Raw genomic sequence first — 23,086 nt, 5'->3', positions numbered from 1 at the left:
CAGCAGACAGACCTGCGGATCGAACGACGCCAGGTTGCGCAAGTTGACTGCTCGCACCGATATGTTGAATTCTGGTTGTCCTGGTGAGCGGCAACTTAAGGCCGCTCAAGCTTCGTTCTGAACAGCCCGGCGAGGGAGAACGAATAGCAGCTTGCCGGCTCAGGCAGACTGGAGCCTGCACAGGAGGTCAGGATGAATTGTAGCGGGTCCGTGAGGCCTTGCTATCAGCAGATCCACTACTGCAAAGATTTAACAGCGAACCGGACGGACACGCACTCAAGCGGATCTCAACAGAATAACGCGATGAGCATCAACCAAACGACCAGGGCAAGACCGATGCGAAAGAACATTCTGATCACGGGCGCCAGTACCGGGCTTGGCGAGGGTATGGCCCGCGAGTGGGCGGCCAAGGGCTGCAATCTGGCGCTCTGCGCACGTAGTGCGGGCAAACTCGAGGCGTTGCAGCGGGAGTTACAGCAGGCCTACCCGGACATTCGGGTGCTGGTTCGTGGGCTGGACGTGTGCGAATACGATCAGGTGTTTGAGGTGTTCGAGGGCTTCCGGCACGAGCTGGGCAGTCTTGACCGCGTAGTGGTGAATGCAGGCATCGGCATTTCGCAGCCGGTCGGATATGGGCGATTCGAGGCCAATCGTCAAACGGCGGAGACCAACTTTGTGGCTGCCATTGCCCAGAGCGAGGCGGCTATGGCGATCTTCCGGGAGCAGAACAGCGGCCATCTGGTGCTGATGTCGTCGGTCAGCGCGGTTCGTGGCTTCCGGGGTCCGATGAACATATACGCCGCAACCAAGGCCGCCGTCGCCACTCTGGCGGAGGGCCTGCAGCTGGATACCCGGGGTACGCCAATAAAGGTCAGCAACATCATGCCCGGGTTTATCCTCACGGATATCAACCGCGACACCAAAAACGCACCCTTCCGGGTGGATCTGGACACCGGGGTCAAAGCGCTGGTAAAAGCGATCGAGTCCGAACGCCGCCGAGCCTATGTGCCCTGGTGGCCCTGGACGCCGCTGAGTTATGTATTGAAGGCCATGCCCTTCGGGCTGTTCGCCAGGGTAATGTAAACCCGAGTTGACCTTGCCCCCACAAGCCTGAGAGTCATGCCCGCAGGCCCTGCTGACCGTCCGACAGCACCACCCCCTGCGAAGCCTCCGCCATCTCCCGCAGGTAATCCCAGGTCACCTTCATCCGGGCGATGTCCTTCAGCTCCGTGCGCATCAGCATCCAGAACGTTCGGGTAAAACTCACTTGTCCGGGAAGCACGACTGAAAGCCGGCTGTCACGATCGGCCGAAAAGGCGGGAAGGATGGCGAGTCCGGCACCGGCGGCCACCGCTTCCTGCTGGGCCAGCACGCTGGTGCTGCGCAGGCTGACGTCGTCCGAGCCGGTGATCTCATCAAGAAACAGCAGGTCCCTGCTGAACACCAGATCGTCGACATAGCTGACGAAGCGGTGGCGCTTCAGGTCGCTGCGTCTGGTGATAGGCTTGTGTTCCTGCAGGTATTCTCTGCTCGCGTAAAGCTGCAGGACGTAGTCCGTCAGCCGGGTGAACATGTACGGCCCCCGCTCCGGCCGCTCCAGCGTTATGACGATGTCGGCTTCGTGGCGGGCCAGGCGCAGGGCGCGGGGCAGGGCAAGCAGATCAAGATGAAGGTCCGGGTAGCGTTGGCTGAGGTCGGCCAGCTGCGGCGCCAGCACTATCGTGCCGTAGCCTTCGGTGGCACCGATGCGTACCTGCCCGGACAACCGGCCTTCCGGGTTGGGCAGGCTCTGCTCGATCCTGACGCTGGCGCTTTCCATCAGCTCGGCATGGGGCAGCAGGCTTCGCCCCGCTTCAGTCAGGCGGTAGCCGGACGTTTCCCGCAAAAACAGCGGCGTGCCAATACTTTTTTCCAGTGCCTGCACGCGGCGGGATACCGTGGTGTGATCCACCCCGAGTCGCCGCGCCGCGGTGGTCACCCGACCGGCCCGGCTGAGCTCGAGGAAGAAGCGCAGGTTATCCCAGTCCATAGTTTTACTCGTCGCCTGTTTGCCCGTTTACCTGTACGCGAGTTGCGCGGGCCTGGTGAGGTAGTGCAAAAATGCAGACTAAGGCTGCAGATGACGGCATTGTATCAGGTAAAACTGCACTGCTACTCTTGGGCAATCCACGGGAGGCCCCGACAAGTTTGAAGCTTCCCAGCCCGCCATGAGGCCAACGCTTCGCTGCCACAGCAGGAAAAAATCCATGACCACGCCTTCGGCCACCTCCGTTCCAACCGTAAAGCTTCTGATTGACGGCAAGTTCGTTGAATCGACAACGTCAGAGTGGATGGATGTCACCAACCCGGCCACTCAGGAGGTGCTGGCCCGCGTACCCATGGCGACCGCATACGAACTCAGCGCGGCTGTCAGCAGCGCCCGGGCCGCTTTCAAAACCTGGCGCAAAACGTCCATCGGTACGCGGGCGCGGATCTTCCTGCGGTACCAGCAACTGATCCGGGACAATATGGCAGAGCTGGCGGCGATACTGACCGCCGAACAAGGCAAGACGCTGCCGGATGCCGAGGGTGATGTGTTCCGCGGGCTGGAAGTGGTGGAACACGCGGCCTCGATCGGTAACCTGCAACTCGGCGAATTCGCCAACAACGTCGCCGCGGGCGTAGACACCTACACGCTGATGCAACCGCTGGGGGTCTGCGCCGGCATCACCCCGTTCAACTTCCCGGCCATGATTCCCCTGTGGATGTTCCCGATGGCTATCGCTACGGGGAACACGTTCGTGCTCAAGCCTTCCGAGCAGGACCCGATGGTGACCATGCGCCTGGTCGAGCTGGCGATGGAAGCGGGTATTCCGCCTGGCGTTCTGAACGTCGTACACGGCGGTAAAGACGTGGTCAACGGCATCTGCGACCACCCGGATATCAAGGCGGTGTCCTTTGTCGGCTCGACTGCTGTCGGCACGCATGTCTATAACCGGGCGACCGGCACCGGCAAGCGCGCGCAATGCATGATGGGCGCCAAGAACCACATGGTGGTCCTGCCGGATGCCGACAAGGAGCAGACACTCAACGCCCTGGCAGGCTCCGCGTTCGGCGCGGCCGGGCAGCGGTGCATGGCCATTCCGGTCGTGGTTCTGGTGGGCGAGTCCCAGACCTGGCTCGGGGAGCTGGTCGAGCGCGCAAAAACCTTGAAAGTGAACGCCGGGCACGAGCCGGGCACCGACATTGGCCCGCTGATTTCCCGGGCGGCGCTGGACCGGGTGCACCGCCTTGTCGAGAGCGGCGAGAGCGAAGGCGCCCGGCTGGAGCTGGACGGGCGCAAGCCGGCGGTTCCGGGCTATGAAGACGGCAACTTCTTCGGCCCGACGGTGTTTTCGCAAGTGAACACGGAGATGAGCATCTACCGGGAAGAAATCTTTGGCCCGGTGCTATGCGTTCTTCACGCGGCGACCCTGGACGAGGCGATCGAGCTGGTCAATGCCAACCCCAACGGCAACGGAACGGCAATATTCACGCGATCCGGAGCCGCCGCGCGGCATTTTCAGGAGGAGATCGATGTCGGCCAGGTGGGCATTAACGTACCCATCCCGGTGCCCGTACCGTTATTCTCCTTTACAGGCTCCCGTGGCTCAAAACTCGGTGACCTGGGGCCCTATGGCAAGCAGGTCATACAGTTCTATACCCAGACCAAGACGGTAACGTCGCGATGGTTCGGCGAAGATGATGTGGGTGGCGTGAACACCACCATAACTCTCAAGTAGGGTGGGCCCGTCGCCGGGCAAACGCGCCTCATGTGCTCGATCGTATAGCTAAAAGGAAAAACAGAAATGGACTACAACACGCTGCTGTTTGAAATGCGCGGCAAGGTGGCGCTTATCACTTTGAATCGGCCAGAAGCGCTTAATGCGCTGTCACCTGAGCTGACTGCAGAGCTAACCGACCTCCTGGATCAGCTCGAAACCGATGACAATGTGGCGGTTGTGGTTCTGACCGGCAGCGAAAAAGCATTCGCCGCGGGGGCCGATATAAAGGCGATGAAGGACTGGTCCTACATGGACGTCTACAAGGCCGACTTTATTACGGCCACCTGGGAGCGGATCAGCCGTTTTCGCAAACCCACTATCGCCGCGGTCAATGGCTACGCCCTGGGCGGTGGCTGCGAGCTGGCGATGATGTGCGATTTCATTATTGCCTCGGAGACCGCCCGGTTCGGCCAGCCGGAGATTACCATCGGCACCATTCCCGGCGCCGGCGGCACCCAGCGGCTGGCCCGGTTTATTGGCAAGGCCAAGGCCATGGACATGATCCTGACCGGTCGCATGATGGATGCCCAGGAGGCCGAGCGCAGCGGGCTGGTCAGCCGGGTATTGCCCAGCGCAGAGTTGGTCGAGGGTACGCTAAAGGTCGCGGAGCAGATCGCCCGCCTCTCCAGCCCCATCGCGATGATGGCCAAGGAAGCAGTCGACCGTGCCTTCGAAACCACCTTGTCGGAAGGCATCCGGTTTGAGCGCAGGCTCTTCCATTCAACATTTGCTACGCGCGACCAGAAGGAAGGCATGAGCGCCTTCAGCGAGAAGCGCAAACCGCAATTCAACAACGACTGATCGCCCGCGCAAATAATCTCTTCGAGGATGCTGCAATGGATATCGGCTTTATCGGCCTCGGCAACATGGGCGGTCCCATGGCCCTGAACCTGCTGAAAGCGGGACACAACCTGACGGTCTACGATCTGTCAGCCAATGCAGTGGCTCCGGTGACTGACGCCGGGGCCACCGCGGTTAACTCCGTGGCAGAGGTTGCGGCGGCCGACCCGGCGATCATTATCACCATGCTGCCCGCTTCGTCCCATGTCAAAGCGGTTTACCTGGACAGGGACGGCCTGCTTGCACGGGTGAGGCCTCGGGTACTGCTGATTGATGCCTCTACCATCGACCCGATAACCGCCCGCGAAGTCGCCGGCGCTGCCGGGGCGCAGGGCAATGCCATGCTTGATGCGCCGGTTTCAGGCGGAACAGGCGGCGCCGTCGCCGGCACGCTGACCTTCATGGTCGGTGGCGAAGGAGAGGATTTTGAGCGGGCCAGGCCGGTGCTGGAAGCCATGGGCAAGAAGGCCATCCATTGCGGCCCGTCCGGTAACGGCCAGGTCGCGAAGGTGTCCAACAACATGCTGCTGGCCATCTCCATGATCGGTGTCGCCGAGGCCATGTCCCTGGGCGTCGGGCTGGGCATGGACCCCAAGGTGCTGGCGGAAGTGCTCAATACCTCCACCGGCCGCTGCTGGAGTTCGGACACCTATAACCCTTTTCCCGGTGTTCAGGAGAACGTGCCTGCCTCACGGGGTTATACCGGCGGATTCGGGACGGATCTCATGGTGAAGGACCTCGGTCTGGCCACAGAGGCCGCCAGACATATCAGGCAGCCGGTGGTGCTCGGGGCCCTGGCACAGCAGCTTTACCAGGGCTTCAGTGCCCAGGGAAACGGCGCCCTGGATTTCTCCGCAATCATCAGGAACTACCGTAAGGAGCAGGAATGAGCGAGGCGGTCAGTATTGAGGTAGCCAACCACGTCGGTCACCTGACACTTAACCGGCCCGAGGCGCTTAACACGCTCACGCTGGACATGGTGCAGGCACTGCATCGGCAATTGCGAGCCTGGGCCGAAGACGACCAGATAGTCGCTATTGTGATCCGCGCTGCCGGCGAAAAGGCTTTCTGCGCGGGCGGCGATATCCGGGCGCTTTACGACAGTTACATGAGCGGGGATGACCTGCACAGCCGCTTTTTTGATGAAGAGTATGCGCTCGACCAGTATCTGCATAACTACCCCAAGCCGGTCGTCGCGCTGCTGCACGGCATCGTGCTGGGCGGCGGCATGGGGATCGGGCAGGGCGCTGATTTTCGCCTTGTTACCGAGCGCACGCGAATGGGTATGCCCGAGGTGGGCATTGGCTTTTTCCCCGACGTCGGCGCGAGCTACTTCCTGCCGAGGCTGCCGGGCAAGCTCGGCATTTATCTCGGCATCACCGGCAACCACATTAAAGCCGCGGACGCGCTGTTCTGCGGTCTGGCGGACGCGTACCTGTCGAGCGACAGGATACCCGAACTCGACAGCCGCCTGGCCGCGCTGCGCTGGGGATCTGACATCGCCGGGGATCTGGCGGGGGTTATCGACGCGTTAACCTGCCGTTCGCTGCCGGATGCGCCACTGGAAGCCCTCAAGCCTGCGATAGACGCGCATTTCGCCCACGCCAGTGTGTCCGCGATTCGTCAGGCGCTGCTGGACGAAGACCGGCCTGACTACCACGAATGGGCACAGCAGACTGTCGAGGTGATCGACAGCCGCTCTCCGATCGCGGTGGCGGTAACCCTGGAGAACCTGCGCCGCGGACGGGCGCTGTCCCTGGGGGAATGTTTCGCACAGGAGAGCCACCTGGTGCATCAGTGGATGGATGGCGGCGACTTCATCGAAGGGGTGCGTGCGCTGCTGGTCGATAAGGACAATGCCCCCCACTGGTACCCGCCGACGCTGGCCGCCGTTACCGCTGAACAGGTGCAGCGTTTTTTTGCGCCAGCCTGAGGCAGTGCTGGCCGCCGTGAGGTTAACTGTTAAGTGCTTCATCCATAAGGCCGATTCGCATGCACGATATTGAACTGACTGAAGACCAACGCATGGTCCGCGACATGGCGAGGAACTTTGCCAAAGGCGAAATTGCGCCCCATGCCGAGGCATGGGAGAAGGCCGGCTGGATCAGCGATGCGGCCGTCGCCCAGATGGGCGAGCTTGGCCTGCTGGGCATGGTCGTGCCATCGGAGTGGGGTGGGTCGTACACGGACTATGTGGCCTATGCGCTGGCGGTAGAGGAGATCTCGGCGGGCGACGGCGCGACCGGAACCCTGATGAGCGTGCATAACTCAGTCGGCTGCGGCCCGGTGCTCCGGTACGGCACGGAAACGCAGAAAAGCGCCTGGCTGCCTGACCTGGCCCAGGGCAAAGCGATTGGCTGCTTCTGCCTGACCGAACCCCACGCCGGCTCTGAAGCCCATAATCTGCGCACCCGGGCGGTGCTCAAGGACGGCACATGGGTCATCAACGGCGCCAAGCAGTTCGTGACCAATGCCCGCCGCGCCGACCTTGCGATCGTGTTTGCCGTTACCGATCCTGAGCTTGGCAAAAAGGGGCTTTCAGCCTTCCTCGTGCCGACGGCCACAGCGGGTTTCGAGATCGCCCGCACCGAACACAAGATGGGCATCCGCGCATCCGATACCTGCGCGGTAACCCTGCAGGATTGCACCGTGCCGGAAGCCAACCTGCTGGGCGAACGCGGCAGGGGTCTTGCCATTGCATTATCCAACCTGGAGGGTGGCCGTATCGGCATCGCCGCGCAGGCCATCGGTATCGCCCGCGCGGCCTTCGAGGAAGCGCTGCGGTACGCCCGGGAGCGCGTCCAGTTCGACAAGCCCATCATCCAGCACCAGAGCGTGGCCAACATGCTCGCGGACATGCACACGCGCATCAACGCGGCCCGCCTGCTGACCCTGCACGCCGCCCGGCTGCGCACCGCTGGAAACCCCTGCCTGTCCGAAGCCTCCCAGGCCAAACTGTTCGCCTCTGAAATGGCCGAACGTGTCTGTTCCAAGGCGCTGCAGATACACGGGGGCTACGGCTACCTGCAGGACTATCCGGTCGAGCGTTACTACCGGGACGCCCGGATAACGCAGATCTACGAGGGCACGAGCGAAGTCCAGCGACTGCTGATTGCGCGGGAATTGTTGAATTACGATTTTTGATGACGGCGACTAATCGCGTCCATTTAATAACGTCTCCCTTGGGTAAAGGAGATCACGCAGAGGGAAGCTGAATCGACTTGGGCCAGCCAGGTGCTAGTTTCACAGGCCCGAGGCCATCGCAGGTCGAGCATGCCGCTTGAGGGCTGGACCGCTGGCCTACCGGGGCTGAATGTCTTTGGCCACCCAGCAGCGGGAAGGCGAGGGGCCTTCGTCCAGGTCGGCGCAGGTGTCGAGTCTGACGACTTCGAGGGTGCCGCAGCGCACCTGCAGGGAACCGGAAACCGGCTCGTTATCGTTGGCGTCTGAGCGGTTTCGCCATTGCACGGTGACGGTTACGTCGTCTCCTTCGGTGGGCTGTTCGGGCATAACGGAAACGCCGGCGTTGATGTTGTGCTCAGTCAGCCATCGCAGGGCCGCTGTTTCGGCACATTGTTGTGCCGGGCTCAACAGACTGTGGCCGCGGTAGCAGGGCAGGTACGGGATATCCGCAACCTCGTGCCGGAGAAAAGGCAGAACCTGCTCCGGCGCCACCCGCCCGTACTTGCGCATGGCCGGGAACACCATGACGCTGGCCGCGAGCCGGCAGCCGCCGAGGTGAGAGCTTTCCCAGATTTCGACCGGCAGGGCTTCTTGCCGCGCGGTCCTCGCCAGTTCCCGGTAGGCGGCGTAGCCGAACTTGGCGCAGCATTTGTCCTTCTTGCCATGGGTACAGCAGAGCATGAGGGGCGTCGTTACCGCGCTGCTGTTCCAGCCCGAGAGATCGCCATCGGCTGCAACCGCCGTCAGAAACTCCCCGAGCTGATGGCGGGGGATGTCAAACGACCGGGCTTCGGGGAACAGGTATATACGGTGGAGATCGGCAGGCCAGCGTCTGCGTGTGATCAGGTTGACCCGTCGCCCGTCTGCGGCCAGCTGGTCGAGCTGTTGAGCCAGGGCTGGGTCCATGTCCTTGGCCTTGCGCAGGCTGCGGGACCACTTTGAGCGCGGCCAGCTGATCAGCAGATTACGGGCCGCGTGGGTCGCGGTTCCTGCCAGGGGGTCACCGGCGCGAACGCTTTCGACCGCGCAGAACTGGTGGGTCATGGCGTTCATGGCGTGCTCATCGCTGAGGGCTTTTCTAACGGCTCTGCCGAGGACTGGGCTGAGGATTGGGCTGAGGACGGCGCTGCGGGATGAGGCGACAGCCTGGCCGGCCGGCGCAGTGGCACACACACGGGGCGAGCCGATGACGGTTCGCGCATGACGTGGGCGTCCAGGTCGAATACCTGTTTCAGGTTGGCCGCCGTGAAGACTTCATCAGGGCTGCCGTTGTGCACGATCTTGCCGTCCTTCATCATCACCAGCCGGTCCGCATAGGCGGCGGCCAGGTTCAGGTCATGCAACACCACGAGCAAAGTACGTCCACGCTCGTGGGCCAGGGAAACCAGTAATTCCAGGAGATCTACCTGAACTTTGAGGTCCAGGAACGTGGTCGGCTCATCGAGCAGGAGCAGGTCGGTTTCCTGGGCCAGTACCATGGCGATCCAGCAGCGTTGTCGCTGGCCACCGCTTAAAGCATCCACCGGACGGTCGGCGAACTGAGTCACATCGGCCACCGCCATGGCCTCGTCAACCGCCGCTTCGTCGCGCCGGGACCATTGCCGCATCAGGCTCTGATAGGGAAAGCGCCCCAGCCCCACCAGCTCTCTCACGGTAAGCCCATCCGGCGCCGATGGGCTCTGCGGCAATATACCGAGGTGTTGAGCTACTGTTTTGGTGGGCTGGCGGTGAATGTCGCTGCCATCCAGCAAGACCTTGCCGGAGCGCGGCGCAAGTGTCCGTGCCAGGGTTTTCAGCAGGGTCGACTTACCGCTGCCGTTGGGGCCGAGTAGTACCGTCATGCTGCCGTCCGGCAGGCTGAAATCGACCTCCGCGAGCACGACACGATCTTCGTAACCGACCGACAGGGCATCTCCCCGGAGGCGTGTGGAGGAGGCGGATTTGGAGGGCATCTTGGCGTCAGGGGACATATCGGCGTCGCTTTTCAGGATGCCTGGATGATATTCTCTCTCATTCTCATTATCAAATCTGCCCGGCACGCACTGCCGGGTCAGCGACAGGATTCCGGACCCTCTCATGCTGCGTCTTCCCCGACTGCTTCTCGTCGCCTTGTGCTTTTGGCAGGCGGTTATTATCTGGACGCTTTCCGTCGGGACGGTTCTTGCCAGTGATTCAGACGCCACCCGATCGCTAACTACCGTGCAGCACGCGTTGGGCGAGACCACTATCAGGGGCAAACCCGCGCGGGTTATCTCGCTCTATCAGGGGGCCACGGATACGGCGGTAGCGCTGGGCATCGAGCCGGTCGGCGTGGTGGAGTCCTGGACGGAGCAACCCATGTACCGCTACCTGCGCGATCACGTGGGCGACCCGGATTACCTTGGCCTTGAGACCCAGCCTGACCTGGAGCGCATCGCCTGGCTGGCCCCCGACCTGATCGTCGGCGCCCAGTACCGGCACCGCACCATATACCCTTTGCTGACCCGCATCGCGCCGACGGTGATACCGGGCGAAGTGTTCGATTTCAAAGCGCTGCTGAAGCTGATGGCGAAGGCGAGCGGACGGCAGGACCGAGGCGAGCGATTGCTGGCTCAATGGCAGGCGCGGGTAAACGATTTTCGTACGCAGATACAGCAAAAACTCGGCGAGCGCTGGCCCCAGGAAGTCGCCATCCTCAGCTTTCGGGCGGACCATGCCCGCATCTATTACGACGGCTTTGCCCGCACGGTGCTTCGCGAACTGGGGTTTGAGGCGCCGGAGGCCCATCGCAAGGACAGTTGGGGTATCAAGCTCACCAGCCAGGAAAGCATTCCGGCCATGGATGCCCAGGCCGTATTCGTATTCATGGAAGACGACGCGGCCGTGCAGCACACCTACGACAGCTGGACCCAGCACCCGCTCTGGCAGAACCTGCAGGCAGTCCGTAAAAAAGAGGTGTATCAGGTTGACCCTGTGATCTGGAATATGGGCGGGGGCATCATCGCGGCCAACCGAATGCTGGACGATCTCTACGAACATTATGGTCTGGAGCCAAGCGACCCAGGGGCCTGCCCACCATGTTGAAGACATCCGTGCAGCGCTTTCTGGGGCTGATAGGTTGCGTCATGCTGCTTTTACTGGCGCTACTCGCGAGCCTGAAGTTCGGCCATATCCAGATCCCGTTCGAGTCCCTGGTCGGCAGTTTTGTGGCCTACGACCCGGGCTCGCTGGAGCATCTGGTTGTCCGCTCCGAACGCTTCGCCCGCACCACCACGGCCCTGGCGGTCGGTGCCGGGTTGGCGATTGCGGGCGCACTGATGCAGACCCTCACCCGCAATCCGCTGGCCTCGCCAGGGATTCTCGGCATCAACGCCGGCGCCATGTTCTTCGTCGTCATGGGTGCCACCTTCCTCTCTCTTAACACACCGGCCGATCTGGTCTGGGCCGCCTTTTCTGGCGCCGCCACCGCCGGGGTGCTGGTGTACTTTCTGGGGCAGACCGCGGGGCGGGGCATCTCTCCGGTTCGCACGGTGCTGGCGGGGGTGGCGGTCACTGCCCTGTTTGTGGCCTTTGCCCAGGGCTTACTGATCCTGAATCAGGACCGCTTCGAGAGCCTTCTGTTCTGGCTGGCCGGATCGGTTTCCGGACGCGATCTGGCCGCCGTTGTTCCGTTGCTACCGATCTTTGCAATTGCGCTGTTGCTGGCCCTTTTTATTGCGCCCCAGTTGAACCTGATGGGCCTCGACGATGACGTCATGCGCGGGTTGGGCCTGAAAGTCGGGCAGGTCCGGCTTCTGGCCGGCGCACTGGTCATTGTGCTGGCGGGTACGTCCGTGGCCATGGCCGGTTTGATCGGGTTCGTGGGGCTGATCGTGCCGCACCTGGCCCGGGGCATTTTCGGCACGGATCACCGCTGGCTGCTGCCCACCTGTGCGCTCATAGGCGCAACGCTGCTGCTTGCGGCCGATACCGTTGCGCGGCTGGTTATCCCGCCCCAGGAAATCCCCGTGGGCGTGATGACGGCGCTACTGGGCACGCCCCTGTTCCTGCATCTTGCCCGGCAGGCCAGGAGAACCCTTTGAAGAACGTCATTGTGCTGCGCACACCGGGGGACCGCTGGTCCCTGAAACTCGACGTTCGTACCGGCGCCGTCACGCTGGGACTGGTCCTTCTGCTGCTTGGCAGTTGCCTGTTGTCATTGAGCTCGGGGAGCCATTCCACCTCGGTAAGCGAGGTACTCGAAGCCCTGTTAAACCCGGCCTCGGAGCTGGCGCTGATCGTCCGCGAAATCCGCTTGCCGCGCATTATTATGGCGGTGCTGGTGGGGGCGGCGCTCGGTTCCGCCGGGCTGATACTGCAGGGGCTTGTGCGCAATCCGCTGGCGTCTCCCGACGTCATCGGTATAACCAGCGGCGCCTCCGCTGCGGCCGTTCTGTTCCTCTGGCTGGGGAGCGCCTCCGGGGCCTCCATCCTGCTGGCGCCCGTCGCCATGGCCGGGGCTTTTCTGGTCGCGCTGGTGATCATGATGCTCACCTGGCAGCGCGGTATCAGCCCGTCGCGGCTGGTGCTCGTGGGGGTCGGGCTCGCCGCCGCCCTGAGCGCGCTGACCACGCTGCTGCTGGTGCTCAGCCCGGATGCCACCGCCATGAATGCCTACATCTGGATGACGGGCAGCCTCTACGCTTCGCAATGGCACGACGTGACCGCGCTCGCGCCCTGGCTGGTGCTGTGCTGGCCTATTGCCCTGGTCAAACTACGGCATCTTGATGCCCAGTCCCTGGGTGACGAAATGGCACAGGGCCTGGGCAGCGCCCTGCAGGGGTATCGCCTGCTGTTTCTTGTCCTGGCCGTGGCCATGGCCGGATCAGCGGTTGCCTATGCGGGCGCCATCGGGTTTATCGGCCTGGTCGCGCCCCACATCGCGCGTCGACTGGTCACGAGCAGCCATGCGGGACTGCTACCGGTCACCGCCCTGATAGGCGCGCTGATTCTGGTGTATGGGGACTGGGTCGGGCGGGTGGCTTTTGCACCGCGGGACTTGCCGGCAGGGATTTTTGTGGCGGCGATAGGCGCGCCATTCTTTGTCTATTTGCTCTACAGGCTCAGGCGCAGCAACTAAAAAGCCGGACCCGTGGGCCCGGCTGTGCTGGTGCTGTTGCTAGAGCTAGAGCTAGAGCTAGGACTAGTGCTAGAACCGGGCGTTGTAGCCCAGAGTGATGGTGCGGCCACGCCCCTGGAAGTAATACTCGTCGCTGACCCGCGCCGCCTGGGAGTAGTACGTAAAGTAGTCCTCGTCGAGCAGGTTGGCGACCCCGAGGGAGACTTTCCCGAGGCCGGTCTGGTAGGCGACCGAGCCGTCCAGAAGTCCATAGCCGTCAAAATCCAGCTCGTTGTTGTCGACGTTGCGGTCCAGGTAATGGCTGTATTGCAGATGGGTCGACAGCACCTGGGTCCAGGCAGCCGCCCAGCTCAAGCGTAGGGTTTCCGGCGAGATATTGATACCGCTCAGCTCCGTATCAACGCGGCCGTCGCCGTCGGTATCCGATTCGCCCGACGCGTAGGCGTAGGAGAACTGAAGATTGTGGATCTCGTACAGGTCCGCCCCTGCCGTCACCTCCACGCCCTTGATCTCGGTTTTTTCGCGATTGCCAACCCAGACGCCGTTGCGTTCGGTCAGGCGTTCGCCGTAATCCGAGTCCGACTCGTAGTAGCTCACCTCAAACTTGTAGCGGTCCCAGTTGAAGCGGGTGCCGATTTCCCGGTTATCGGTGACGATGGGCTGAAGCTGCAACAGGTTATCCACGTCCTGCCCGGGATCACTGATACCCCGCAGTACACGGCCCACATCCGGCATGCCGAAACCTTCTGAATAGTTGGCGAACACCTGCGCCCAGCCGGTCACCTGGTACACCAGCCCGGCGTTGAACAGGGTCTCGTCGAAGTCCGGGTTACCGCCCTCAACCGTCACGTTGTCCTGGGTGACATTGCTGCGGTCGATAGTGTTGTAGGTGCCGACATCGAGTTCCGCCTGCTCGTGGCGAACGCCGCTGTGCAGGGTGAGGCGTTCGGTCACCGCGACGTCACCCTGCAGAAACACCGCATAGTTACGGAAGCGCGATTCCGGTACATAGGTGCGACCGGTGTGCACCAGCATCTGCCGGGTCTCATCCTGAAGAACATCAAGCCCGGCGGTGAGGCTCAGCCGATTATCAAACAGGCCTGCGCGGGTGATCGAAAATTTGCCCCCGAGCTTGTCGGACTCGTTGCGGGTCTGGTCGAACTGCGGGTTGCCGTCAGCGTCCAGGTAGGGAAAGAACGGCGTCGTCGCAAAGCGGGCCCGGAAAGTCTGGCTGTACAGCTGGGCGTCAACTTCATTGCCCAGCCAGTCGCCGTGAGCGTAGGAGAGGCGTGCGGTGGTCACCTCGTTGTAGCCCGGTTCACCGGCCGGGTCGCCTTTGCGGGCCGTGGTCGGGATACCGTTGTCGCGATCGCCGGGCACGGGCTCGTAATCGCCGTTGCCTTCCAGGTCAAAGCGGTTGATGAAAAACTCGACGTTCTGATTGTCATCCAGCCAGTACCCGACCTTGGCCAGCAGGTCATAGCTTTCGGAGTTCTGGATCTCCCCCGGATAAGCCACCCCGACCAGCCGGTCCTCGCCGTCATAGAACACGCCGCGCTCTTCAAAGCTCCCGCCGAGGAGGTACTCCCACTGGTCCTGCTGGCCGCTGAGGCGGTAGCCGACTTTATAGCCCTGGCCGTCGGAGCTGACGTCATCGTCCGTGGTCACGCTCGCCGATACGGATTGATTGATGCGGCCGTGTTCCGGCTTGCGCGTGACAAAATTGATGATACCGCCGGTAGCCCCAAGCCCGTGCTCGGCACTGGCCCCGTGGATCACCTCGATTCGCTCGACCATATCCAGGTCGATGGTGTAACTGTCCCGGGCGCTGTCCCGCAACGGATTACTCTGGGGTACACCGTCGACCAGAAACAGGGGCGACCGGCCCCGGAACGTCTCGCCGGCATTTGACAGCTTATGACGGCTCGGCGAATAGGACGGGATCAGGTTGCTGAGCACCTGGCCGGGGTCGCTCGAAATCGCCTGCTGCTGCTCAATCTGCTCGCGGGTGATAATCGTGGTCTTCTGTGGCGTTTTGCCTTCGAGGCTCTTGTTGCGGGTCGCGGTAATCACCAGACCGGGCAGGGCAGTTACGCCCTCCGCGCCTGCGTCGGTAGAAGGCTGGGCCAGACCTGCAGCCGGCAAAGCCAGCGCCAGTGCTGAACTCAAACGTACAAACCGGGATTCTGAAAACTTCATTAGCATCTCTCGCAGTTCAGATCAGTGCGTCTGCGCGGCAACCGGCAGCAGACCTTACGTCATGTTAACGGACGAGAATGCTAACGATTCTTATTAACCGATGCAATGATTGTGCATTCAGGCTGTAAACGCTGGGTGAGTGGAAGCGTAGGGTTCGAGGTTTTGCCACTGCCATGGGTGGCCTCATCAGGGATACTGCCTCATAGTTATACGGTGCTTCCGTATGTAAGGGCGAAACCATGGAGATAATCAGCGTCAAAAAATTCACAGAAAATATGGAAAGTTTTGTAGAACAGGTTTTCAGCAGGCACGAACCACCAAAGGTGACGCGTCGGGCCGGAGAGGCTTTCATTATCATTAGTGCTGAAGACTGGGCAAGGGAGCAGGAAACCCTGCATGTTCTTCAAAACAACGACCAGCAGATCGCAGCCTCTCTAGACACTCACGGTCGCGGTCCGGGATACTCCACCTACTGATGGTCCCTCAACGGGCACCGGAAAACCTGAGCCGCTTAAACACAGCCTCTCGGGTTTATGGTCAAGACGCCTTTCACAGAAAGACAGGCTCATCTACCGATTCGACGATAATTCCGTTTATGTTTTCGCCATCGGCGGGCGCTACGATCAGTCCTGACAGACATTCGATTAGCGCTTATTCCAGCCATGATGCTGCTGCAGCAGAAGCGAGCTCCTAGCTGCACATCCAGCTAAACTCAGGCTCTAGAATATTTCTGCTGGGGTGGGTGTCCGGCTAGAGAGTTCCTCAGGCAGCGTAGGGTTCTATTGCTTTAGCAATCTTTGCAGCTTCGGTAATCTGCGCCTGACCCAGCTCAAACTCAACCTGCAAGTTCAGCCAGAATCGCGCACTGGTGCCAAAGTAACGGGCCAATCGCAGCGCAGTATCTGCAGAAACGCCCCGGTTCTCACGAACGATTTCGTTCATCCGCGTAGCCGGAACATGCAATGCTATGGACAGCGCATTCACGCTCATACCCATCGGCTTCAGATATTCTTCCCGCAGAATCTCTCCGGGATGGATTGGGCGCATACCGTTATGAACCATCGTGCGACCTCCTCAGTGGTAATCAATAATCTCAACATCTTCTGGGCCGTCAGCCGTCCATCGAAAGCACACCCGCAATTGCTTATTGATGCGAATACTGTGCTGACCTTCCCGATCACCCCTCAAGGGCTCAAGTCTGTTACCAGGCGGGGATTCCAGGTCATCCAGTTCTGCCGGCGTCTGAAGCATAATCAGCTTACGCTCAGCTGAGGCTTTTACCGCCGAAAACCGCTTCGTTTTCCCAGACTCAAACAGCGCTTGAGTGTCTTTACATCGGAAGCTCTTAATCATCCTGGCAGGGTATAACGCTTACCGTTAAACGTCAAAGGCGGCAGGTTCAGGAGGGTTGACGTTGGCCTAATGCTGCGAGCGATGGGGATCACATGGGCGGCCCGCTAACGCTGTTGCAACATTGGCAGTGCCTCAACTGAAAAATGAATCTGTCCCGGGTTTTTGATCCCTAAACGGGCACCGGAAAACCTGAGCCGCTTAAACACAGCCTCTCGGACTGGGGTGGGTGCCCGGCTAGAGATTGGAGACGCCAGAACCCAGCAGCTCAAGACGGTTCAGGTTAAACGGCATGTAGCCAGCGCGACGGCCGCATATTTCCTGCATCGCCAACAATTGTGCAGCGGCGCTCTAACGACTGGTTTTATACTCGCGCTGGTAGATTTCATATTCTCTACGATACGTGTCGAGGCTAAGTGCATCGTTGCAGTAATCCATTTGTGCAACGGCATTCTCGGTATCTTCTTCGCAGCGACTTTCGATGTATAGCTGATCACCTGGTGTGTCGAGCCGCGGGGCGAAGGAAATGTTATGAGAGGCTCCACAGGCGGAAAGCATCGCTGCTATCAGGATCGTTATTATTCTCATGCTCTGCCTGCAGGTTCCGTCTTAAGTTCTCACAGTGGGTCATGCACTTCGTCACCGACCATTCCTTGAGATCGCAATGACAAAATCCCGCCAGCCCAAGACTACATACATTCTCGAGTCGTCATTTTTTCGCATCGACTTTGTTTATGGTGCCTTGGGCAACCGCAACCATGCGCTCCCCGTCGTCCCCCAACTGCGGTCACATCAGCAAAATCGGAACAGATCTATTTAAACGTTCTCGAGGTCGACCCGGCGGCCCCATCTTCATCTAGAAAATAAATCTGTCCCGGTTTTTCGGAGGGAACTGGCCAGGCTAGGCTGCTTCGAAATCAAGAGGCCGGAGACTGTCCACATCGACCGTTCTTCGCGCCAACCAGAGATCATACATATCCTGCATTGCCAGCCAACTTTCCGGAGTACGACCCAATACCTTGGACAGCCGCAGGGACATCTCCGGGCTGATGCCACTGTCTCCTTTGAGTAGTCGTGACAATGTGGAGGGCGAGACGCCAAGGCTGGAAGCAAGCTGGCGGGAACTGATGCCGAAAGGTTCCAGGTACACCTCCCGAATGAATTCACCGGGATGCGGCGGATTATGCAAGGTCATCAGTGGTAATCCTCATAATCAAGAACGTAAGCGTTGCCGTCCTCAAACTCGAACGTCATGCGCCAGTTTCCGTTAACCCAGATTGACCATCGTCCTTTGTCGCTCCCCTTCATCGGATGAAGCCGGAAACCGGGGATGTCCATATCCGTCACTGAAGCGGCTGTATCGAGGGCCGCAAGCTGCAAGCGCAGTTTCTTGGCGTGATCTGATTGTATGCCAGCGGTATTGCCAGTCGCGTAAAAGCGCTTTAGCCCTTTATGACGGAATGATTTAATCATCGGAACCAATATATCGCGATGCGCATCGCGCAACAAGATCGCGAGACGAAGTTATGGTGGCTCACAACCCACCCGCAGCCATGAGCGCCACAAACGCCACCAGCCTGCTGACAATAACCATCAGGATGATATCCGGCCAGATGTCGGCCCGGCTGAACTTCTTCAGCAGCACAAACAGCACGATCATGGACAGTATCCAGCCTGCGGTCGGCACCAGTGACACCGCCGTGGCCCCGCTGGCGGCTATTACTGTTTCTCCCAGACCCAGATCAACGGCAGTCAGCTTCGCAGCAAGCCAGAGAACGAGACCGCCGATCAACGCGTCCAGAATCAGGTAGACCATCTCATCCATTAGGTTTTTTTCCTTAGGGTTTCGGGCTGGTGCTGGACGGCGAGGATCTTCGCTGATGAGCCCAGATTGCTCGGTAGTACTCGACGCAACCTGTATACGCGTTCGACTTATAGAAAAAGCGGGCAACAGTGGCAAAGCCGAGGCCTGCGAATGTAGTAAGGAACAGGTTGGTGTTTTCCCGCAGGGGGGACACCAGGGAGGCTGTAGCAAGTGCTCCGATCAGCAGGAGGTTGAACCGCAGCAGGAAGCCATGCCATTTCGATCTGCCGCGTGAAAGCAGGAAGGTGGGGGTGACCAGAACAAACACAGACAGGAAGAAAAGTACCAGAGAGCCAACCAGAACGGTTCCGTCGCTGAGCCATTGAGAGCTTACCAGCGCCAGGAAAACCAGCAGTAGACCCAGGGCCGGCGCCATGCACACTGCGGCGCCAATCATGTGCCACATGCCTTTCGGGAACATCTGGTACTCGGGTAACTCTTCGCGCTGGGATCCGGTTCGCACGTTATTCCTCCGCCACTACTGCTACAGCGACAGAATGAATCGAGCCGCCCAGCGCACTGCCACCAAATGTGAGGCCCGCACGCTTCTCAAGCTTTCCCTCGAGCAAAAAACTTCATCGTGCTTTTGGAAGTGCCGGGCTGATCGGATCGGATATCGCTCGTGGCAAGTGGAAAATAAATCTATCCCGGTTTTCCATCATTTAGCACAATGCGAATTATGAGCATTACATGCTGCGTATAGAGTAGCTTATCCGGTGCGCAACAGCCCAAATCAAGTTTGAATTTCGACCTCAACGGGCAGCTTTAGCTTAGTAACAATAGGTGTATAAACGTCTACACGGGTATCTTCAGTTTCAATGGAGACTACCAAGCTATAGCGAGTTTTACGATTCCAGCATCCAAGCTGCGATCGCTCCCTCCACCAGCCGATTTTCGGCATGACCGAGATCAAGTTAGATGCCGCTAGCTGAGCGGATGTGCCGACCCAAGTATCCGAATGGATGGATCCACGATCTCTAGCCGTTGACCCAAGCACCCAGTGCTCAGAAGCAGATTGAGTGCTAGGCAGCAGCTCATCCTGCTCTCTGGCAGCCTTATTTATTCGCTTCACGAACTCCCCTTTGGACTCACCCGGGTTATTGATATCAAATCGCAGTGTATGGGAAGCGTAACGATATCGATCTTTCCAGCCAATTTCTCCCGGCCCAGGCTCAATAAAGTATGAAAGCGTAACTTTCATTTTTACTTGCACCTCGTCAGGAAGCGACTGTAAGACTTCGACAGGCCAAGGCAGATCGTAAAGATGCATATCGCGTGTATGCATACCACCGCCTGGCTTTTTGTCGTATGGCTGAAGTTCTGCTTGTGCAATCAGCGTTAGAGAGTTTCTTGCGCTGTAAAGTGCGCGATCAAGGCTGGGTACGCCATAGCCGCAGACTTTCAAGAGGTTCTTATATTCGCTCTTTTTGTCCGCTGACATAAACTGCTTCTTAAGCTGTTCCGGCCAACTTGCTGAGTGCACAAGCAGCGCCCGAACGGTTTCTTCCCAGTAGCTGGGGTATGCAGCCCTAACGGTTGCAGCCATTCTTGCCAGCTCAGCAGTCGCGGCGCTCGTCATATTGAAGGGGTAGAAAAAGCCCTGAGAATCAGGCCGATAAGAAGTTGAGAGAATCGAAAGGTCATCGCATTCACTGGCGAATCCCGAGCTGTCTATCGCTAAATTACCTCCCTCCAACACCAGCTCCGGCTTTATAGGCCATTTATTCTCTTCCCATGTGCTTGAGGTTGTAGAAAAGGGCGACAATGTGTTTGCCTTTGCAACAGGCTGATAAGATGACAAGTTCGGGTCGACGATATCTACCAGATTGGTTATCGCTCCAACTGTCAGTGCATTCCACGACTGCGCAGGATCATGAATGGACTCGGTGATCTGAAGTTCTGGGTAATGCTGTGCCGCTTCGGTGACGCTCATGGTCTGCAGCGAATTGCCACCGCTGATTATAAATAACCTTTGTTCATCCCACATGGCGGCCAGTTGATCGACTTGTGCTGACCAAGAGCTAGGACGGCCTCTGTCACGAGTGTCCGTTGCAGTAACCGCCATGCAGTAAGATCGTTTCCGTTCTGGCGCCTGTATTTCAGCCCTACTGACGCCTTGAGCCGTAATGTATCCCCAGAGATCAGGCTCATTTTTCCCATCGCGCGGCAATATTTTTACAGATTCTAAAATATGTGAAACGTAAACAGCGTCGCCACTCTCTAGCACAGGCGTTAAATCACCGTACAGTGCCGTACCTGCCATGAGAGTTCCATGGTGACAATGATCATGAGAACCCCACGCTGGGTCCACGGATTGGCAATCTTCGTCAGACAAAAATGGCTGAAGTAAGGGATGGCCGTTATTGACACCCGTATCAAGGATGCAGACTGACGACACCGGAGTCTGAGGTTGATCAATTCGATCTAACAGGTCATCGACCCATCCGACTTGCTCTTTAGAGACCATGTCCATGAAGAGTGCAGTAGTAGTTTTCGCCAGACGGTATTCAGCGATTACGTCACTTGCCTGGGTAAGCTTTTCCAGATCAGCGGAGTCGGCAAAGACAACCTTTACAGTTCGCTCCGGAAATTTTATGGCTCCTTTGCGGACCTTCAGTTCTAGCTGAGCAAGCAAATTATCAAATACCCGAGCATCTTCATCGGTACCGCCTCGCAGCCACACCTCGACCCATTCCTTATTAGATCCAGGTTTCGGAGCGCCCATGTCTGTCCAAAACGATTCAACCAGCAGGGCACTTTTAATATCAGAAATGCTCGCAACAAGGTCTTGATGTTTTGGATACCCTTTGTCAGTGTTTTGGCTTAGGTACTCCTCCAACTTCTTAACAAAATAATTCCGTTTCTGATTGGACACATACACTGTCGCAAATGTGACCCATTGGTCGGATGCGTTCTTTATTTTGCGCACGTTCAACAGTCTAACTTTCTTAGACCGCATATCTTCTAGGCTTTTGGTCAATAGCTCTGCATCAGGGTCACTGACAAATTCGAGGTAAACCCCGTCGCGCCCACCGACTATGGCGAGCTGACTATCTTTTGATTCGCCCCAAGCTTTTAAAAATTGGCTCTGCAAAAAATTGCCATGCTGATCTCGATTTCTAGGCACAACAGTTTTCTGAATGACAGCAGAAGATGTACTGGTATAGAGCTGTGTTTCAGGCGGAACTGGGAGAACGATATGAGAAAGCTTATCCATAGACTACTAATTTTTTCTTGTTATCGAAGAGAGTTTCAGAGTCCTGAATAGACTTGTCTCCGTTGATCTAATGTACTAACTAATTCGCTAGCGGTTACCTTAGGTAGATCACGTAAAACCGCTTCTTTTATAGCGTCGCGGCATGCTGATCCGATTTCAGCCTGACTCAACCCGTCACAACTAGAAAGTACCTTTTTCCACGCAAAGCGATTGCTAAGGAAAGTTCCCATGACGAGCTCAATCAGCTGTTTTTTCTCGGCCTCGCCTGGCAATGCGTAGTAGAGCACGTCATCAAATCGGCGAAACAACGCCGGATCCAAGAGTTTTGGATTGTTGGTAGCCGCAACAATAACGCTATCAGACTTATCCTGCTCAATAAATTGCAATAATGCGTTGAGTACTCTACGCATTTCTCCAACATCATTGTCCATCGAGCGATCACCGCCAATGGCATCGAATTCATCAAAGAAATAAACGCCCTGTCTTTGTTCCATGACATCGAAGATCTGCCGTAACTTAGCGCTGGTCTCTCCCATAAACTTCGTCACGAGCCGATCCACTTGCACGGTATACAACGGCAACTTCAATTCATGAGCCAAGATTCGCGCCGACATGGTTTTCCCTGTGCCAGGAGGACCAGCAAGTAGGATGCGCCGACGATTAGATAAACCGTGTTTCTGCAGCTTTCCACGTTGGTAGAACTCTTTAATCACTTGATCAAAGCGTTTTAGAGTCGTCTGAGGGGCAACTAGGGATTTGAAAGGAATATCTGGAGTTTCAGATAAAACCAGACCTTTCAATTCTTGCGGAAAAGGGACAACTTTCAGTCCTTGATGCGCCCTACTTCTATGGTTGTCTACAAGCGCTCGAATCTCATGCGCGAGTGTTACATGCCCTTGTTTCGCTTCATGGGCGGCCACCTGAAGGGCTATCGAGCAGAACCGCTCGCGATCCTCTTCCGAATACGAGCGAATGAGCGATTTAATCTGATCCGCAGTGGCCATGGTTTTATCCGAGTCGGCTCAAAAAACAGTGCGACATCCTACAGGAACTCGACATCGACAAGTAGTTAGAAATTTGAGCTCCGTAATCTATGGCAAGGTTAGCATATTCTGATAACCGGACCTCCCGCTTTTGCTAAAGATCAACATTCTCCAAATCCTCAGCGCGAAAGCTATCAACTTGATCCCAGGAGGCGCCGCGATCCTTTTCTGGTAATCCTTAGAAAAATAGCGGGTGGTTACCGATGATGATCTTCGTGGACTGAAAGCCGATTTTGCAAGAGGCTCAGGAACGCAGCAGCAAATGAGCTTTTCCCAAATCCATTCGGTGCGACGAGGAGGCTAGGCGGGTTAGCGAGAATACCTAGTTCAAAGGGTTTTTCCTCAATTCCTTTGATATTTTTTATCTCAATCTTCTTGATAGGCACTCCGTACCTCTTATTCTCTCGACCGATGCCAGCGCGTCAGCAGGTGAATGACAGAGGTTAGATAGGCCGCAGAATGATTGTGTAAACGCGACCGCTTCACTCA

23 protein-coding genes and 1 pseudogene are annotated in these 23,086 nt (G+C 58.4%); 11 read left to right on the top strand and 13 right to left on the bottom strand.

From position 1 onward, the window contains the following. Positions 1-336: 336 nt before the first annotated feature. On the top strand, positions 337-1,083 hold the full coding sequence (locus soil367_RS15170; protein ID WP_136549890.1) for an SDR family oxidoreductase: 747 nt from the start codon (positions 337-339) through the stop codon (positions 1,081-1,083). Between the two features lie 34 nt (positions 1,084-1,117). Here soil367_RS15170 and soil367_RS15165 read toward each other — a convergent pair whose 3' ends face one another. After that, positions 1,118-2,029 carry a LysR family transcriptional regulator gene (locus soil367_RS15165; protein WP_136549889.1) on the bottom strand — a complete coding sequence of 304 codons (912 nt, stop codon included), beginning with the start codon at positions 2,027-2,029 and terminating at the stop codon, positions 1,118-1,120. Between the two features lie 217 nt (positions 2,030-2,246). On the opposite strand from soil367_RS15165, the gene soil367_RS15160 reads away from it, so the two are divergent. The 5 genes from soil367_RS15160 (at position 2,247) to soil367_RS15140 (ending at position 7,787) form a co-directional block, all read left to right on the top strand. Continuing rightward, positions 2,247-3,761, top strand: coding sequence for a CoA-acylating methylmalonate-semialdehyde dehydrogenase (locus tag soil367_RS15160; protein WP_136549888.1), 1,515 nt, complete (start codon positions 2,247-2,249; stop codon positions 3,759-3,761). Between the two features lie 66 nt (positions 3,762-3,827). Then, positions 3,828-4,604 carry an enoyl-CoA hydratase gene (locus soil367_RS15155; protein ID WP_136549887.1) on the top strand — a complete coding sequence of 259 codons (777 nt, stop codon included), beginning with the start codon at positions 3,828-3,830 and terminating at the stop codon, positions 4,602-4,604. Positions 4,605-4,639: 35 nt separating this feature from the next. Then, positions 4,640-5,533 (top strand): 3-hydroxyisobutyrate dehydrogenase, encoded by an 894-nt coding sequence (gene mmsB, locus soil367_RS15150; protein WP_136549886.1) that lies wholly within the window; start codon positions 4,640-4,642, stop codon positions 5,531-5,533. Continuing rightward, complete coding sequence (locus soil367_RS15145; protein ID WP_136549885.1) at positions 5,530-6,576, top strand: enoyl-CoA hydratase/isomerase family protein; 1,047 nt, start codon at positions 5,530-5,532, stop codon at positions 6,574-6,576. The genes mmsB and soil367_RS15145 overlap by 4 nt, the downstream gene beginning before the upstream one ends. A gap of 59 nt (positions 6,577-6,635) precedes the next feature. Then, positions 6,636-7,787 carry an acyl-CoA dehydrogenase family protein gene (locus soil367_RS15140; protein ID WP_136549884.1) on the top strand — a complete coding sequence of 384 codons (1,152 nt, stop codon included), beginning with the start codon at positions 6,636-6,638 and terminating at the stop codon, positions 7,785-7,787. Between the two features lie 156 nt (positions 7,788-7,943). On the opposite strand, the gene soil367_RS15135 is transcribed toward soil367_RS15140, so the two are convergent. Both soil367_RS15135 and soil367_RS15130 read right to left on the bottom strand, forming a co-directional pair. Continuing rightward, positions 7,944-8,879, bottom strand: coding sequence for a ferredoxin family protein (locus tag soil367_RS15135; protein WP_136549883.1), 936 nt, complete (start codon positions 8,877-8,879; stop codon positions 7,944-7,946). Further along, positions 8,876-9,904 carry an ABC transporter ATP-binding protein gene (locus tag soil367_RS15130; RefSeq protein WP_246065343.1) on the bottom strand — a complete coding sequence of 343 codons (1,029 nt, stop codon included), beginning with the start codon at positions 9,902-9,904 and terminating at the stop codon, positions 8,876-8,878. Before soil367_RS15130 ends, soil367_RS15135 begins: the two co-directional genes overlap by 4 nt. On the opposite strand from soil367_RS15130, the gene soil367_RS15125 reads away from it, so the two are divergent. From soil367_RS15125 to soil367_RS15115, 3 genes are read left to right on the top strand one after another with little or no spacing between them, the layout of a single operon-like run. Then, a complete protein-coding gene (locus tag soil367_RS15125) occupies positions 9,903-10,889 on the top strand; it encodes an ABC transporter substrate-binding protein (protein ID WP_136549882.1) in 987 nt (328 codons plus the stop codon). The genes soil367_RS15130 and soil367_RS15125 overlap by 2 nt on opposite strands. Beyond that, a complete protein-coding gene (locus tag soil367_RS15120; RefSeq protein WP_136549881.1) occupies positions 10,883-11,887 on the top strand; it encodes a FecCD family ABC transporter permease in 1,005 nt (334 codons plus the stop codon). The genes soil367_RS15125 and soil367_RS15120 overlap by 7 nt, the downstream gene beginning before the upstream one ends. Further along, a complete protein-coding gene (locus soil367_RS15115) occupies positions 11,884-12,924 on the top strand; it encodes a FecCD family ABC transporter permease (protein WP_136549880.1) in 1,041 nt (346 codons plus the stop codon). The genes soil367_RS15120 and soil367_RS15115 overlap by 4 nt, the downstream gene beginning before the upstream one ends. A gap of 69 nt (positions 12,925-12,993) precedes the next feature. On the opposite strand, the gene soil367_RS15110 is transcribed toward soil367_RS15115, so the two are convergent. Beyond that, entirely contained in the window at positions 12,994-15,123 is a 2,130-nt protein-coding gene (locus soil367_RS15110) for a TonB-dependent receptor (RefSeq protein ID WP_136549879.1), read from the bottom strand. 239 nt (positions 15,124-15,362) lie between these two features. On the opposite strand from soil367_RS15110, the gene soil367_RS15105 reads away from it, so the two are divergent. Together soil367_RS15105 and soil367_RS19050 are read left to right on the top strand one after the other, a co-directional pair. After that, entirely contained in the window at positions 15,363-15,599 is a 237-nt protein-coding gene (locus tag soil367_RS15105; protein WP_136549878.1) for a type II toxin-antitoxin system Phd/YefM family antitoxin, read from the top strand. Positions 15,600-15,615: 16 nt separating this feature from the next. Continuing rightward, positions 15,616-15,756: pseudogene (locus soil367_RS19050) on the top strand (type II toxin-antitoxin system YoeB family toxin); the annotation flags it as partial. Between the two features lie 129 nt (positions 15,757-15,885). Here the strand turns inward: soil367_RS19050 and soil367_RS15095 are convergent. The 9 genes from soil367_RS15095 to soil367_RS15055 all read right to left on the bottom strand — a co-directional run bounded on the left by soil367_RS15095 (position 15,886) and on the right by soil367_RS15055 (position 22,558). After that, entirely contained in the window at positions 15,886-16,185 is a 300-nt protein-coding gene (locus tag soil367_RS15095; RefSeq protein WP_172962364.1) for a HigA family addiction module antitoxin, read from the bottom strand. 12 nt (positions 16,186-16,197) lie between these two features. Next, a complete protein-coding gene (locus soil367_RS19220; RefSeq protein ID WP_136549877.1) occupies positions 16,198-16,476 on the bottom strand; it encodes a type II toxin-antitoxin system RelE/ParE family toxin in 279 nt (92 codons plus the stop codon). Positions 16,477-16,824: 348 nt separating this feature from the next. After that, positions 16,825-17,061 (bottom strand): hypothetical protein, encoded by a 237-nt coding sequence (locus tag soil367_RS15085; protein ID WP_136549876.1) that lies wholly within the window; start codon positions 17,059-17,061, stop codon positions 16,825-16,827. A gap of 313 nt (positions 17,062-17,374) precedes the next feature. Further along, positions 17,375-17,668 carry a HigA family addiction module antitoxin gene (locus soil367_RS15080; RefSeq protein WP_136549875.1) on the bottom strand — a complete coding sequence of 98 codons (294 nt, stop codon included), beginning with the start codon at positions 17,666-17,668 and terminating at the stop codon, positions 17,375-17,377. Further along, positions 17,668-17,946, bottom strand: coding sequence for a type II toxin-antitoxin system RelE/ParE family toxin (locus soil367_RS15075; protein WP_136549874.1), 279 nt, complete (start codon positions 17,944-17,946; stop codon positions 17,668-17,670). The genes soil367_RS15080 and soil367_RS15075 overlap by 1 nt, the downstream gene beginning before the upstream one ends. 61 nt (positions 17,947-18,007) lie before the next feature. After that, positions 18,008-18,298 carry a hypothetical protein gene (locus tag soil367_RS15070; protein WP_136549873.1) on the bottom strand — a complete coding sequence of 97 codons (291 nt, stop codon included), beginning with the start codon at positions 18,296-18,298 and terminating at the stop codon, positions 18,008-18,010. A 13-nt stretch (positions 18,299-18,311) separates the two neighbouring features. Further along, the gene (locus soil367_RS15065) at positions 18,312-18,800 is read right to left on the bottom strand and encodes a hypothetical protein (RefSeq protein ID WP_136549872.1); all 489 of its coding nucleotides are present in this window, start codon (positions 18,798-18,800) and stop codon (positions 18,312-18,314) included. Between the two features lie 270 nt (positions 18,801-19,070). After that, on the bottom strand, positions 19,071-21,554 hold the full coding sequence (locus tag soil367_RS15060; protein WP_136549871.1) for a S8 family peptidase: 2,484 nt from the start codon (positions 21,552-21,554) through the stop codon (positions 19,071-19,073). A gap of 35 nt (positions 21,555-21,589) precedes the next feature. Further along, positions 21,590-22,558 (bottom strand): AAA family ATPase, encoded by a 969-nt coding sequence (locus soil367_RS15055; protein ID WP_136549870.1) that lies wholly within the window; start codon positions 22,556-22,558, stop codon positions 21,590-21,592. Positions 22,559-23,086 lie beyond the last annotated feature (528 nt).

It is taken from the genome of Hydrocarboniclastica marina (assembly GCF_004851605.1).
Classification (GTDB): Bacteria; Pseudomonadota; Gammaproteobacteria; order Pseudomonadales; family Oleiphilaceae; genus Hydrocarboniclastica; species Hydrocarboniclastica marina.
Note: the sequence above shows the minus strand (reverse complement) of the source record. Positions and strands in the feature narration are given on the sequence as shown.